Consider the following 14,247-nt stretch of genomic DNA (forward strand, 5'->3'; position numbering starts at 1 on the left):
CAAGGAGCACCACGTGAGCACCGACCCCGCCAGCAATGCAGCCGCCGTGCAGGAGGTGTGGTTCCTGACCGGGAGCCAGTCGCTGTACGGGCCGGAGACCCTGGACCAGGTCGCCGCCCAGTCGCGCGCGATCGCCGACCGGCTCGCGGAGCTCTCCCCGCTGCCGGTGCGGATCGTGTGGAAGCCGGTGCTGCTCGACGCCGCCGCGATCCACCGTCAGATGCTGGCGGCCAACAGCGATCCGGCCTGCGTCGGGCTGATCACCTGGATGCACACGTTCTCCCCGGCCAAGATGTGGATCGCCGGCCTCGATGCGCTCCAGAAGCCGCTGCTCCACCTGCACACGCAGGCCGGCGTCGCGCTGCCGTGGTCGACCATCGACATGGACTTCATGAACCTCAACCAGGCCGCCCACGGCGACCGGGAGTTCGGGTACATCCAGTCCCGCATCGGTGTGTCGCGCAAGACGGTCGCCGGTCACGTCGAGAACCCGGTGGTCCGGCGCCGGATCGAGGACTGGGTGCGTGCCGCGCTCGGCCGTGCCGAGCTGCGGGAGCTCAAGCTGGCCCGGTTCGGTGACAACATGCGCGATGTCGCGGTGACCGAGGGCGACAAGGTCGAGGCCCAGCTGCGGTTCGGGGTCTCGGTCAACACCTACGGCGTCAACGACCTCGTCGCGGTCGTCGATGCAGTGGCCGATGCCGACATCGACAAGCTGATCGTCGAGTACGCCGACCTGTACTCCATCGCACCCGAGCTGCTCCCGGGCGGCGACCGCCACGAGTCGCTGCGGTACGGCGCCCGGATCGAGGCTGGTCTGCGCACCTTCCTCGAGGGCGGCGGCTTCGGGGCCTTCACCACGAACTTCGAGGACCTCGGGGGACTCCGGCAGCTGCCGGGCCTGGCCGTGCAGCGACTGATGGCCGACGGCTACGGCTTCGGTGGCGAGGGCGACTGGAAGACGTCGGTCCTGCTGCGGGCGACCAAGGTGATGGCCGCCGGCCTCCCGGGCGGCACGTCGTTCATGGAGGACTACACGTACCACCTGGTCCCCGGCGAGGAGAAGATCCTCGGCGCGCACATGCTCGAGGTCTGCCCGACCATCACTGCGGACCGGGCATCCCTGGAGATCCACCCGCTCTCGATCGGTGGCCGCGAGGACCCGGTCCGGCTCCGGTTCACCGCCGACCCCGGTCCGGCGGTCGTCGCGGGCCTCTCCGACCTCGGCGACCGGTTCCGTCTCACCGTGAACGAGGTCGACGTGGTCGATCCCGACGAGGACCTGCCGCACCTCCCGGTGGCCTGCGCGGTCTGGAAGCCCCGCCCGTCGCTGGCCACCTCGGCCGAGGCATGGCTGACGGCGGGGGCGCCGCACCACACGGTCCTGTCGAAGGCGATCGGGGTCGACGTGCTCGCCGACTTCGCGGAGATGACGGGCGTCGAGATCGCCGTCATCGATGCCGACACGACGCCGCGGAGCTTCCAGCGCGAGCTGCGCTGGAGTGCGGCCTACCACCGCCTCGCGTCGGGGATCTGAGGACGACGTTGGAGCGATCCCGCCGCGCGAAGGTCGTCTGCACGCTCGGGCCGGCGACGGCGTCCGGGCAGCAGGTCCGGGCGCTGGTCGACGCGGGCATGGATGTCGCCCGGCTCAACATGAGCCACGGGACCCAGGCGGACCATGCCGAGGTCCACGGTCGGGTCCGCGCTGCCGCGCAGGCCAGTGGCCGCGCGGTGGCGGTGCTGGCGGACCTGCAGGGCCCGAAGATCCGGCTGCGCCGGTTCGGCGACGGACCGGTCGTGCTGCGCCGCGGCCAGCGGTGGACCATCACCACCCGCGACGTGCTCGGGGACAGCGAGGCCTGCGCGACGTCGTACGACGGCCTGCCGGGTGACGTTCGCGCCGGTGATCCCGTCCTCATCGATGACGGCAAGATCCGCCTTCGCGTGGTCGAGGTGACGGGCAAGGACGTCGTGACCGAGGTCCTCGTCGGAGGGCAGGTCAGCGACCACAAGGGCATCAACCTCCCGGGTGTCGCGGTCTCCGTCCCGGCGCTGTCGGCCAAGGACGCCGACGACCTGCGCTTCGCGTTGCGCCTCGGCGTCGACCTCGTCGCGCTGAGCTTCGTGCGCGATGCCGCCGACGCGGACGACGTACGGGCGATCATGACCGAGGAGGACGTGCACGTCCCGGTGATCGCGAAGATCGAGAAGCCGCAGGCGATCGCCAACCTCGACGCCATCGTCGCCGCCTTCGACGGCGTGATGGTCGCGCGCGGCGACCTCGGCGTGGAGTGTCCGCTCGAGGAGGTCCCGTTCCTCCAGAAGCAGGTCATCGTGGCGGCCCGCCGCAACGCCAAGCCGGTCATCGTGGCGACACAGATGCTCGAGTCGATGGTCTCCAGCCCGGCGCCGACCCGTGCCGAGACCAGCGACGTCGCCAACGCGGTGCTCGACGGTGCCGACGCGGTGATGCTCTCCGGCGAGACCAGTGTGGGCGCCCACCCGATCACGACGGTCGAGACGATGGCCCGCATCATCGCGTCGACCGAGCGCCACGCGCTCGAGAGCCAGCAGTTCGGCAGGTTCGACCGGATCGACTTCGACCCGCACACCCGCGGGGGAGTGATCACCAAGGCGGCCGAGGAGGTCGCCGAGCGGGTCGGGGCGTCGTACGTCGTGGCCTTCACCCAGTCCGGGGACTCGGCCCGTCGGGTCGCCCGGCTGCGCAGCCGCATCCCCGTGCTGGCGTTCACCCCGGACCCGCAGGTGCGTGCGCAGCTCGCCCTCAGCTGGGGTGTCGAGGCCTACACGACCGCGCCGCCGGTCGACACCGACGACATGGTCCGGCAGGTCGACCACGAGCTGCTGCGCAGCGGCCGCGTCGTGGAGGGCGACCTGGTCGTGATCGTTGCCGGCAGCCCGCCCGGCGTCCCCGGCTCCACCAACGCGCTCTGGATCCACCGGATCGGCCAGCGCTGACGCTCACGCTCCCCGGTGGACAGCGTGTTACCGCACCATCGAGTCGCGGCTCGGGTGCCGGACCACCCACAGCGCGAGGTCGCGCACGAGCAGGACCACCTCGCGGGCGATCACGAGTCCCGCCGATCGCTCGTGGCTCGGTGCATTGCGTGAGCGTTCACATTCAGCCCCCATCTGTGTGGAGCCCGATTTCTCGGACTGATCCGATTCTGGCCTTGACGATCATGTTAGCGCTAACAGTACTGTGATGGCCATCACTTCCTGGACCGTGGAGCAACCATGCCGTCGAACATGTCCCACAGGGTCGCCACTGTCGCGGCCATCCTGCTGACCCTGGTCGGGGTCTTCGCGCTGCCGCCCGCACCGGCCGCCGCTGCGTCGGTCCTCGACCACCCGGCCCTCCTGCTCTCCTTCGAGGACGACCTCGTCGATGCCAGTGGCGCGGCCGTTCCGGTCGAGGCGCGCAAGGTGGGTGGCGGCGCACCGTCGTACTCCTTCGTCGAGGGCGTCACGAGCGGCTCCAGGGCCCTCCAGCTGACCAGTGGCACCTACCTGGACCTCGGCACCAGTGTCGCGCTCCAGCCGGCCGCGCTGACGGTGTCCTTCTGGCTCAAGCCAGCCACCGCGATGGCCGGCGAGCAGGTGATCACGTGGAGCAAGCAGGCCTACAACTCCGACGGCTGGTACCTCTCGTCGGAGGGCAACAGCTCGCCCCTGGCGCTCTCGGTCGGTCCCGGCGGTGCGCAGCCGTACAAGCTGCGGGTCACCTCGAGCGACCGGGCGACGTTCTTCCCCGCCGGCCAGTGGACGCACGTCGCGGTGTCCTACGACAGTGCCACCAAGCAGGCGAGCTTCTACCGCAACGGCATCAGGGTTCCCTCCCAGGTCGCCCAGCCCGTCGCAGGAGCCTCGACCGGTGTCATCACCGGCACGGCTGCCCTGCCGAAGACGATCGGCTTCAACGGCCCGCAGTACAACGGCGCGTTCCTGGCCAGCGCCCTCGACCAGTACGGTCTCTACACCGGTGTCGCGAGCACCGCCGATGTCGCCACCCTCTACGAGCAGGGCGGCGGGAGCCTCGACAAGGAGGCCCTCGCGCAGGCCGCTGCCGACGACATCAACGTTCCGGACACGGCGACGGTCGGACTCGCCCTGCCCTCCGAGGCCGCCAACGGCGCGGAGATCACCTGGGCCTCCAGCGACCCGGACGTGATCGGCACCGACGGCTCGGTGCACCCGCCCGGCGACGGCGAGGCCGACGCCGAGGTCACGCTGACCGCCACGGTCCGGTACGCCGACGGCGATCCCGTGACGCGCACCTTCGTGGTCGTGGTCCCGGCGCCTCGCGAGGTCCTCGAGGACAGCGGCCTCGGCGTCCGGGTCGACGACGACTACCTCAACAACGCGGCGGCGAAGGAGCAGGAGTACCTCACCAGCCTGGACTCCGGGAAGTTCCTCTTCTGGTTCCACAAGACCGCTGGGCTCACCCCGCCCACCGCGTCCGGCTACAGCGGCTGGGAGGACGGCAGCACGGGCGGCAACTTCCGCGGCCACGCCTTCGGGCACTACATGTCGGCGCTGGCCCTGTCCTGGGCAGGCACCCCCGACACCGACGTCCGCACGGCGCTCCGTGCAGAGATCGACCAGGCGGTCGCCGGCCTCGCCGAGGTCCAGGCGACCTACGCAGGAACCGTTCGCGAGGGCTACGTCGGCCCGTTCCGCGACACCGCCCTGGACGCCGTCGAGGGGCGTGGGGCGTCGAACGATCCGGTCATCGTGCCGTACTACAACCTGCACAAGGTGCTGGCCGGCCTGCTCGACATCGACAAGTACGTCGGGGGAGCGACCGGCGATCAGGCACTCTCCATCGCGGAGGGCTTCGGCGAGTACCTCCACGGCCGGGTGTCGACGCTGAGCGACACCAGCGTCATGCTCCGCACGGAGTACGGCGGCATGAACGACGCGCTCTACGAGCTGTACGTCCGCAGTGGCGGCAACCCCCACTTCAAGGAGGCAGCCGAGGCCTTCGACGAGGTCAGCCTCTTCCGGCAGCTCGCGAACGGGCAGGACGTGCTCTCGGGCAAGCACGCCAACACCACGATCCCCAAGCTGATCGGTGCGCTGAAGCGCTACACCGTCTTCACCCAGGACCCGGAGCTGTACGCCACGCTGAGCGAGCAGGAGAAGGCAGATCTGCCGATGTACCTCCAGGCTGCCCAGAACTTCTGGCAGATCGTCATCGACGACCACACCTACGCGACCGGGTCCAACAGCCAGGCCGAGCACTTCCACGACCCGGAGTCGCTTCACGAGTTCGCTGCGCAGAAGGGGGCGACCGGCAACGCGGAGACCAGCGAGACGTGCAACGAGTACAACATGCTGAAGCTGTCGCGCGAGCTGTTCAAGCTCACCCAGGACGTGAAGTACGCCGACTACTACGAGAACACGTTCCTCAACCACATCGTGTCGTCGCAGAACCCCGAGACCGGCATGACGACGTACTTCCAGGCCATGGCGCCGGGCTACTACAAGCTCTACTCACTGCCCTACACGCTGTTCTGGTGCTGCACGGGGACCGGCATGGAGAACTTCTCCAAGCTCGGTGACTCGATGTACTTCACCGGCACCCGCAGCGTCTGGGTCAACCTGTTCTTCAGCTCCCGCTTCGAGGACGCGGAGACCAACCTCGCCGTCACCCAGGAGGCGGACCTGCCCACGAGCGACACGGTCACCTTCCGGATCGGGGCGGCCGCCGGCGGCCAGGTCGCCGCCGACGCCCAGCTGCGGCTGCGGGTCCCGGACTGGGTGGTCGGTGGACCGGCCCTGGCCGTCAACGGATCCGAGGTCGCTCCGACGATCGACGACGGGTACGTCGTCCTGACCGGTCTCGTCGCTGGCGACGTGGTCACCTACCGCCTGCCGATGAAGGTCGAGGTCATTGCGACGCCCGACAACGCGGACTTCTTCGCGTTCAGGTACGGGCCGGCGGTGCTCAGCGCCGGACTCGGCACCAGGGATCTGGACAAGTACAACCCGGTGGGGATCCTGGTTCGCGTGCCGGCGCTGGATCCGGAGGCACAGCAGACGATCGTCCTCGATGCGGAGTCCGTGCAGGCGTGGAAGGACGACATCGCCGACAACCTGGTCAGGGTCGCCGACTCCGCCGACGGCCAGGTCCAGTTCGAGCTGCGCAACACCGTCGACGGGGAGGGTCTCGTCTTCACGCCGCACTACCGGCGCCACGACGAGCGCTACGGCCTCTACTTCAGCTACGAGGTCAAGGACTCCGCGGCCGCCCAGCAACGGATCCTCGACGCGAAGGAGCGGCTGCGCGAGGACGAGATCGTCATCGACTCCCTCGACAGCTTCGACAACAACAACTTCGAGAACGCCAAGAACCTCAAGGCGTCGTCGACCTCGTCGGTCGGCACCTTCAACGGCCGCCAGTTCCGGCACGCTCCGGGACCGGACGGCTGGTTCAGCTACGACCTGGAGGTCGACCCTGCCCAGGCGCAGAACTTCCTGCGCACCCGGTACTACTCCGGGGACCAGGGCCGCTCCTTCGACGTCTACCTCAACGACGTGAAGCTGAAGACCCAGACGATCACGACTGCCGCGGGGACGAACGTCTTCCACTTCGTGACCGACGAGATCCCGCGGACCCATCTGGACAACCCGCGGTGGAAGGTCGATGCCAACGGTGATCCGGTGCTCGACGGCGACGGACAGAAGATCCCGGTCGTCACCGTGCGCTTCCAGTCGACGGGCGGCTGGGCCGGCGGCGTGTTCGGCGTGGCCACCACCGGTCCGCAGGAGTACGACGACGACGCCCGCCTGGTCGCGCTGGCGGCCGAGCCGGGCGACCTCGCGCCGGCGTTCTCGCCCGACGTGGCGGCGTACACGCTGACGGTGCCGGCAGGCACCGACGAGGTCGACCTCGACCTGGACCCGCGGACCCCGAGCGGGCTGGTGAAGGTCGACGGAGTGCTGGTCGACGACACCCGGCCGCGGACGGTGGAGCTCCAGCTCGATGGTCCGACCACCGTGCAGGTCCAGGCCTTCGCACAGGACCACGTGACGTCCACGACGTACACGGTCACGGTGGTCCAGGGCGACGGACCTGCCCCGGTCGCGACGGTGAGGCCCTCGATCGCGGGGACGGCCCAGGTGGGGCACAAGCTGAAGGCGACCATCGGCACCTGGGACGTCCCGGGTGTGTCCGGGACGATCCAGTGGCTCGCGAACGGGTCGCCCGTCGTGGGAGCCACCGGTTCGTCGTACCAGGTCCGCAGGGGCGACGTCGGCAAGAGGCTGTCCGTCCGGGTGACGGCCACCGTCGACGGACGTGCACCGGGGACTGCGGACAGCGCCGCAACCGCCGTCGTGCGACGCGGCGCCTCCCGGATGGCGGTCACGACCTCACGGTCGGTCGTTCCGCGAGGTCGGGCTGTCATCGTGACGACGCGGATCGCCGCGACCGGACTGGTGGCGACGGGCCGGGTGAGCGTGTACGACAACGGACGGCTGGTGGCCCGGCCGGCGCTGGTCAACGGCGTCGCCCGGGTCGCTCTGCGGCCCCGGCGGTCCGGGCGGCACCTGATCGTGGTCAGGTACGCGGGAGCGTCATGGATCGCGCCGAGTCGGGACTGGACGACGATCCGGGTGCGGAGAGCAACCAGCGGGTGAGGTCGCGCACCAGGAGCGCGACCTCCCGGACCATCACGAGACCGCCTCCGCGGACTCCTCATCGGTGAACAGCCGCGAGCGGATCAGGAACCGGACGCCGTACGGCGCCTCGAGGGAGAAGCCCGCACCCCGGCCGGGGACGACGTCGATGGTCAGGTGCGTGTGCGACCAGTACTCGAACTGCGCCTTCGACATCCACACCGGCACCTGACGGTCCAGGTCGATGTCGAGGTCGCCGAGGTGGACGTCGGCGTCGCCCAGCAGGAAGTCGCCGTCGGGGAAGCACATCGGCGACGACCCGTCGCAGCAGCCACCGGACTGGTGGAACATCACCGGCCCGTTGGCCTCGGTGAGGCGGCGGAGCAACTCCGCCGCCTCACCGGTCACAGCCACGCGATCCATCAGAAGAAGCCGAGCGCGTCCGGGCTGTAGGACACGAGCAGGTTCTTGGTCTGCTGGTAGTGGTCGAGCATCATCTTGTGGTTCTCGCGGCCGATGCCGGACTGCTTGTAGCCGCCGAAGGCCGCGTGGGCCGGGTAGGCGTGGTAGTTGTTCGTCCACACCCGGCCGGCCTGGATCTCCTTGCCGGCACGGAAGGCCTGGGACCCGTCGCGCGACCAGACACCGGCGCCGAGGCCGTAGAGCGTGTCGTTGGCGATCTTCAGGGCATCGGCCTCGTCGTCGAAGCTGGTGAGCGAGACGACCGGACCGAAGATCTCCTCCTGGAAGATCCGCATCGAGTTGTCGCCCTCGAACACGGTCGGCTGCACGTAGTAGCCCTCCGCGAGGTCGCCCTCGAGGATCGCGCGCTCGCCACCGATGAGGACCTTCGCGCCCTCCTGCTTGCCGATGTCGATGTACGACAGGATCTTCTCGAGCTGGTCGTTGGAGGCCTGGGCGCCCATCATCGTGGTGTCGTCGAGCGGGTTGCCCTGCTTGATCGCGCGGACCCGTTCGATCGCGTCCGGCACGAACGTGTCGTACATGCTGCGCTGCACGAGCGCGCGCGACGGGCAGGTGCAGACCTCGCCCTGGTTGAGGGCGAACATCGTGAAGCCCTCCAGCGCCTTGTCGTAGAAGGCGTCCTTCTCGGTGTTGACCGAGTCGAAGAACACGTTCGGGCTCTTGCCGCCGAGCTCGAGGGTGACCGGGATGATGTTCTGGCTGGCGTACTGCATGATCAGCCGCCCCGTGGTGGTCTCGCCGGTGAAGGCGATCTTCGCGATGCGCGGGCTGGACGCCAGCGGCTTCCCGGCCTCGACGCCGAAGCCGTTGACGACGTTGAGGACGCCGGCCGGCAGCAGGTCGCCGATGATCTCCATCAGCTTGAGGATCGACCACGGGGTCTGCTCGGCAGGCTTGAGCACGACGGCGTTGCCGGCGGCCAGAGCGGGTGCGAGCTTCCACACGGCCATCAGGATCGGGAAGTTCCACGGGATGATCTGGCCGACCACGCCCAGCGGCTCGTGGAAGTGGTACGCGTAGGTGTTCGCGTCGATCTCGGAGATCCCGCCCTCCTGCGCCCGGATGCAACCGGCGAAGTAGCGGAAGTGGTCGACGGCCAGCGGCAGGTCGGCGTTGATGGTCTCGCGGACCGCCTTGCCGTTGTCCCACGTCTCCGCGACGGCGAGCTGGAGGAGGTTCTCCTCGATCCGGTCGGCGATCTTGTTGAGGACGTTGGCCCGCTCGGCCGGGGAGGTGGCACCCCAGGCCGGGGCCGCGGCGTGCGCGGCGTCGAGCGCGGCGTCGATGTCCTCGGCCGTGCCGCGGGCGATCTCGGTGAACGGCTTGCCGTTGACCGGCGAGATGTTCTCGAAGTAGTCACCCTTGATCGGGTCCACCCACTCGCCACCGATGTAGTGGCCGTAGCGGGACTCGACGGTGACGAGCGAGTCGGGTTGTCCGGGTGCTGCATAGACGGTCATGGCGTCCTCCAGGTGTCGTCGGTGGGCCGTTGTGTGACGGTGATCACGACGTTACGAAGGGCAACGTTGCGGACTGGTTGCGTCTGACGGCGGTCAGCCGCTTGGCCAGTTCAATCAGGCGAGGTCGCGGTCGAGGCGGGCGAGCTGCCCCTCGACCAGGGCGCGCATCGGCGACGTCGGCGCCACGACGGCACGCTGCGCGAGCCACATGTCGTAGTCGTCGCGGCCCCAGCCCGAGCGGGTCCAGGCCGACATCAGCTCCGGCGCCTGCGAGCGGAGCAGCCCCTGGCGGAGCGACGCGGCGAGGCCGTCGCGTAGTCGTACGACGCCCGGTGCCGTCGAGCGCGGCAGGACCGGGCCGCCGTACCCGCGCATCGCGGAGCGGAGGTCGCCGGCCGCGAGCTGCGCCTCGACCGCCAGCCAGTCGCCGGACACGGGGGCCGTCAGCCGGTAGGGGCGGGAGGCGAGGAGGTCCTCGCCCAGCAGGCCACGGAGCCGGTTGAGCTCGGCGCGCAGCGTCGACGTACCGCCGTCCTCCTCGTAGAGCATGACGGCGAGCTCGTCGCCGGTGAGACCGCCCGGGTACGCCGCGAGCAACGCGACGATCTCGCTGTGCCGGCGCGACAGCCGGAGCCGGCTGAGCTTGCCCTGGCCGTTGTCGATGGTGATCAGCGCTTCGTTGTGGCCGAGCAGCTCGAGCACCAGGCGCAGGCCGGTGGCGCGCTCCGGGGTGGGAGGCGGCGGCAGGAGGCGGGCGAGCTCGGCCTCGGCCAGGCGGGCGGCGGCCCGCACCATCGCCATGGTCTGCGGTACGACGATCGCGTCGCCCCCGGTCACGTCGAGGACGCCCAGCACCTGGCTGGTGGCGGGGTCGTGGATCGGCGTCGCCGCACAGCTCCACGAGCGCACCGAGGAGCGGAAGTGCTCGTCGCGGGTGATGAACGCGTCGCGGCCGGTGGCCAGCGCGAGCCCGGGCGCGTTGGTGCCGGCCAGCCGCTCGTCCCAGTTGCTGCCCTCCACGAACCCGATCCGTTCGGCCTGGCGGAGCCGCTCCGGCGTACCGCACACCCAGAGCAGGGTGCCCTCGTGGTCGGCGAGCGCCATCACGGCGCCACAGTCGCGGACCTCGTTGCCGAGGACGTCATCGAGGAGGGGGAAGACGCGGGCGAGGGGATGGGCCTCGCGCAGGCCGCGCAGGTCAGGGGTCTCCAGTGCGATCGGCGCCTCGAGCTGGGTGACGTCGACGCCCGCCGCGGCCGAGCGCTCCCAGGACGCCGCCACCTCTGCGCGCATCCGGGTGGGTTCGGCGTCCGTCATTGCTCCAGTAGACATCGTCGCCCTCCGTGTGACCAGCGTCTCGTGCTCCTGACGATGCCCGGGCAACGTTGCAACCACGTTGCGAGGGGCTGTGGCGAACCTCCCGAAGGGATGGACGCATTGCGCCGTTCCCGGGATTTCCAACCGTTCGTACAGACCTGTCCCAATCCCCTGACAGGCATGTCACGCCCGACTACGGTGCGGGGTTCATGTCACCAACTGTAGGAGTTCCGTTGACCACCCCGACACGCCGCCGATTCTTCGGCGGAATCACCCCTTTGAGCCTCGCCCTTCTCGTCGTCGTACTCCTGATGGGCAGCACCGGGGGCGCCGTTGCCGGTGCCCTGATCACGGGCAAGCAGATCAAGGACGGCACGGTGTCCACCATCGACGTCACGAACGAGAGCCTGACGGGCACCGACGTCAGGAACGAGACCCTCACTGGCGCCGACATCAGGAACGACAGCGTGAGCGCCAGCGACATCGTTGACGACCCCCGCCTGTGGGGTGCCGTGATGAACGAGGCCTACGGCTTCTCGGCGTTCGACATCCCGGTCGCGACGACCTTCTCCTCCAGGAAGGGCTTCGTGCAGATCACGGCCACGATCGACGCCGCTGACGACAAGAACGTCGCTGGTTTCGACACGCTGCTCTTCACGCTGTTCATCGACGGCAAGCAGATCGACGTCGTGCACGGCCTGACCTTCGCGTCCGAAGGTGACTCCGGCAACGGCGTCATCACCGTCATCGTCCCCGTTGCGGCCGGCTCGCACACAGTCGAGCTACTCACGGCGCAGGAGTCCGACCCGGAGGTCGTCGGAGAGATCGCCTTCGACATGTCCGCCGCCGAGCTGTCCGTCGCGTACACGGCTATCGGCACTACGAGCGCCAGCGTCCTCGCGCCGCGTCCGGTGCACGGGCGCATCGCCCGCTGACACTCGCCGCGAGTGGGGTGCCGGATTTCAGCACCCCCACCCTGCTCCGGTAGCCTCTCCGGCGGTGGCGTGTCCGAGCGGCCGAAGGTGCAACACTCGAAATGTTGTGTGGGGTCAAACCCACCGTGGGTTCAAATCCCACCGCCACCGCCATTGTGATCTCGCAAGAGACAGGAAAGATCCGAACCCTCATTGGGGGTTCGGATCTTTCTGGTTTCTGGGTGGGCGGTCGCGGTTGAGTGGTCGCGGTTGACGTCGATGGTGAACTCGCGACGGATCCCGCCGGTGTCGGCGCCCGTTCCGGCTGTAACACGCTGTCCGCCCCGCAAGGCGCCCCGTGTCAGCACCAGGCACCCCGTACAGCACTGCATTTGCGATGCTTTCGGTCGGCCAGTGGGGTGGACAGCGTGTTACAGCACCGCCGTAGTCCGCCGCCGTGAGATCTGCCCGAACGGGTAGCCCGCGCTTCGTTGAAGTCCCCGGCGAGGGGTGCGACAGTCGGATCCATGGCGCTCGCCGGGCACCAACACGGTGCCGACCCTGAACGACAGGACGCCGCCGTCCGCGAGACGACCGCGGGCCGGACGCCGCAAGGTGTGCTGGCCCTGCAACGCGCGGCGGGCAACGGCGCCGTGGCCGGACTCCTGGGCGTACAGCGGTACGCCGTCGGCGCGAAGGCGGACTCCGACGCCACCACCGTCCTGGCCTGGCTCGCGGCCAACAGCCCGTACGCACCTGAGGCCGCCCACACCCAGGCTGCCTTCTCGATGACGCGGACCTTCGACGCCAAGGAGAAGGACGGCACCTGGACGGTCAAGGTGAAGGCGTCGACCGTCGATGTGAAGAAGTCGGTCGACATGCCGACCTGGGCGCCGACCAAGATCAAGAAGGAGTGGACCGCTGCCCACACGGCGTTGCGCGCCCACGAGGCCCTGCACGAGGGTGTCGCCGACACGTGGAAGGCCACCCTCAAGGCGCGCCTGTCGGCGTACACGTTCACGACCAGCACGGCCACGTCCTGGGATGACGCGACGGCGGAGGCGGGCGTGGACCTGGACGCGAAGTGGGTGACCTGGATCGAGGAACACCAGAAGGACCAGGACAAGCTCGATCCGTACGCCGTCGTGATCGCCGGCGCGGCGGCCCCGGCCCCGCCGGCCCCGGCGCCGACCCCGGACGCAGAAGCAGCGCCGGAGTCCGGCGAAACGACGTCGCCCGTCGAGGAGTGACCCTGCGCGGCCTCGTCCGCCCGAAGGGCTCAGGGGCAGCGGGCTCGCTTGGCTCGATACAGCGCTTCGTCGGCGCGGCGGAGGAGTTCGTCGGGATCCTGGCTCGCGCCGCGGGAACGGGCCATGCCGATCGAGGTGTGCAGGTCGAAGGGTTGGCCAGCCACCTCGAACGGGCGCGCGAATGCCGCGAGGATGCGTGCCTCGACCGCCTCGACACCACTGCCCCGGGGCAAGAACACGGCGAACTCGTCGCCCCCGAGTCGCGCAGCGAAGTCGTCCTCTCGCACGGCGTCCTGCAGCCGGAGCGCGACCTGCTGGAGGAGGGCGTCGCCCGCGTGGTGTCCCCAGGTGTCGTTCACGGGCTTGAACTTGTCGAGATCGAGGAACAGCAGGGCGGCCTGCGTGTCCGCGCGCGCCAGCTCGGCTTCCATGGTGCCGAGCAACGCGGCGCGATTCGGCAGTCCGGTGAGGGGGTCCGTGAGCGCCCGCGTCCTGTGGGCGGCCGATTCGCGACGGAGCCTGCGTTGTTCGCGACGGTCGAGCCGGAACACCCACACCAGGACGCCGAACGCGAGGGCGAACACGCTCGACAACAGCACGCTGAGGCGGCGGGTCAGGTCCGACTGTTGCTCGGTTGCCTCGGTGACGGCATCGCGATGCCGACTGATCGTGGCCTCCAACAGGGCACGCATCGCGTCCAGCGCCGGGCCCGCGACGCGGTCGTCGCCGTCGGTGGCCGGGGTGTCGCGCGTGGCGCGGAGCTGGCGGACGTAGCGGGCGTTGAGGACGCTGAGCTGGGAGAGCGCGAGCCCGTTGCTGCTGGGAACCTCCTCGCGCACCTGCTGGATCAGCAGTGGCATGGCCGCTACCGCCTCCTCCACGCGTTGCCATGCTTCGTCACTGGCGGAGCGGCGGTAGCCGGCCTCGGCGAAGGACTCCTCGGACAGCGCCTCGCGCAGCAAGGCGAACTGCGACACCAGTTCGCGGGTGGAGACCACGCGATCATTGGCCCGAGAAATGGCGGTCAGGGCCGCAGCCGTCGTGCCGGCGAGTCCGAGGAGCGCGGCCGCCACCAGCATCGACGTCACCAGCGATGTGACCCTGTGCATCCTCGCGCCCTTCCCTGCAGATTCCTCTTGTTGATCGGCCGAACGGGTCCTCAGATGAGCCGGA

At 69.5% G+C, this 14,247-nt stretch carries 10 protein-coding genes and 1 tRNA gene; 6 read left to right on the forward strand and 5 right to left on the reverse strand.

All coding sequences use genetic code 11. The annotated features are described in order from the left end of the window. Positions 1-13: 13 nt before the first annotated feature. Together araA and pyk are read left to right on the forward strand one after the other, a co-directional pair. Positions 14-1,537 (forward strand): L-arabinose isomerase, encoded by a 1,524-nt coding sequence (gene araA, locus ACOACQ_RS13510; RefSeq protein ID WP_420288493.1) that lies wholly within the window; start codon positions 14-16, stop codon positions 1,535-1,537. Between the two features lie 8 nt (positions 1,538-1,545). Further along, positions 1,546-2,982, forward strand: coding sequence for a pyruvate kinase (pyk, locus tag ACOACQ_RS13515; protein ID WP_420288494.1), 1,437 nt, complete (start codon positions 1,546-1,548; stop codon positions 2,980-2,982). 27 nt (positions 2,983-3,009) lie between these two features. On the opposite strand, the gene ACOACQ_RS13520 is transcribed toward pyk, so the two are convergent. After that, entirely contained in the window at positions 3,010-3,156 is a 147-nt protein-coding gene (locus ACOACQ_RS13520; protein WP_420288495.1) for a hypothetical protein, read from the reverse strand. A 117-nt stretch (positions 3,157-3,273) separates the two neighbouring features. Between ACOACQ_RS13520 and ACOACQ_RS13525 the strand changes: the two genes are divergently transcribed. Next, positions 3,274-7,668 (forward strand): beta-L-arabinofuranosidase domain-containing protein, encoded by a 4,395-nt coding sequence (locus ACOACQ_RS13525; RefSeq protein WP_420288496.1) that lies wholly within the window; start codon positions 3,274-3,276, stop codon positions 7,666-7,668. Between the two features lie 33 nt (positions 7,669-7,701). Here the strand turns inward: ACOACQ_RS13525 and ACOACQ_RS13530 are convergent, their stop codons facing one another. From ACOACQ_RS13530 to ACOACQ_RS13540, 3 genes are all read right to left on the reverse strand, one after another. Further along, a complete protein-coding gene (locus tag ACOACQ_RS13530) occupies positions 7,702-8,070 on the reverse strand; it encodes a DUF779 domain-containing protein (RefSeq protein ID WP_420288497.1) in 369 nt (122 codons plus the stop codon). Beyond that, positions 8,070-9,593, reverse strand: a complete 1,524-nt coding sequence (locus ACOACQ_RS13535; protein WP_378605926.1) for an aldehyde dehydrogenase family protein — start codon at positions 9,591-9,593, stop codon at positions 8,070-8,072. The genes ACOACQ_RS13530 and ACOACQ_RS13535 overlap by 1 nt, the downstream gene beginning before the upstream one ends. Positions 9,594-9,707: 114 nt before the next feature. Then, positions 9,708-10,910: a GAF domain-containing protein gene (locus tag ACOACQ_RS13540; RefSeq protein WP_420288498.1), complete on the reverse strand. Its 1,203-nt coding sequence runs from the start codon at positions 10,908-10,910 to the stop codon at positions 9,708-9,710. A gap of 233 nt (positions 10,911-11,143) precedes the next feature. Here ACOACQ_RS13540 and ACOACQ_RS13545 point away from each other — a divergent pair, with 233 nt between their 5' ends. From ACOACQ_RS13545 to ACOACQ_RS13555, 3 genes are all read left to right on the forward strand, one after another. Further along, a complete protein-coding gene (locus tag ACOACQ_RS13545) occupies positions 11,144-11,845 on the forward strand; it encodes a hypothetical protein (protein ID WP_378605920.1) in 702 nt (233 codons plus the stop codon). A gap of 63 nt (positions 11,846-11,908) precedes the next feature. Beyond that, positions 11,909-11,998 (forward strand) — tRNA-Ser (locus ACOACQ_RS13550). Between the two features lie 353 nt (positions 11,999-12,351). Then, on the forward strand, positions 12,352-13,074 hold the full coding sequence (locus ACOACQ_RS13555; protein ID WP_420288499.1) for a DUF922 domain-containing protein: 723 nt from the start codon (positions 12,352-12,354) through the stop codon (positions 13,072-13,074). Positions 13,075-13,103: 29 nt separating this feature from the next. Here ACOACQ_RS13555 and ACOACQ_RS13560 read toward each other — a convergent pair whose 3' ends face one another. Next, positions 13,104-14,183: a diguanylate cyclase domain-containing protein gene (locus tag ACOACQ_RS13560; RefSeq protein WP_420288500.1), complete on the reverse strand. Its 1,080-nt coding sequence runs from the start codon at positions 14,181-14,183 to the stop codon at positions 13,104-13,106. Positions 14,184-14,247 lie beyond the last annotated feature (64 nt).

The sequence above is a fragment of the Nocardioides sp. CPCC 206347 genome, assembly GCF_048654605.1.
Taxonomy (GTDB): domain Bacteria; phylum Actinomycetota; class Actinomycetes; order Propionibacteriales; family Nocardioidaceae; genus Nocardioides.

What these genes read in the sequence shown, in the direction of transcription:
- ACOACQ_RS13535 (WP_378605926.1), bottom strand. Translation starts at nt 9,593, where the DNA reads ATGACCGTCTATGCAGCACCCGGACAACCCGACTCGCTCGTCACCGTC.
- ACOACQ_RS13520 (WP_420288495.1), bottom strand. Translation starts at nt 3,156, where the DNA reads ATGGGGGCTGAATGTGAACGCTCACGCAATGCACCGAGCCACGAGCGA.
- ACOACQ_RS13525 (WP_420288496.1), top strand. Translation starts at nt 3,274, where the DNA reads ATGTCCCACAGGGTCGCCACTGTCGCGGCCATCCTGCTGACCCTGGTC.
- ACOACQ_RS13555 (WP_420288499.1), top strand. Translation starts at nt 12,352, where the DNA reads ATGGCGCTCGCCGGGCACCAACACGGTGCCGACCCTGAACGACAGGAC.
- ACOACQ_RS13540 (WP_420288498.1), bottom strand. Translation starts at nt 10,910, where the DNA reads ATGACGGACGCCGAACCCACCCGGATGCGCGCAGAGGTGGCGGCGTCC.
- ACOACQ_RS13560 (WP_420288500.1), bottom strand. Translation starts at nt 14,183, where the DNA reads ATGCACAGGGTCACATCGCTGGTGACGTCGATGCTGGTGGCGGCCGCG.
- ACOACQ_RS13530 (WP_420288497.1), bottom strand. Translation starts at nt 8,070, where the DNA reads ATGGATCGCGTGGCTGTGACCGGTGAGGCGGCGGAGTTGCTCCGCCGC.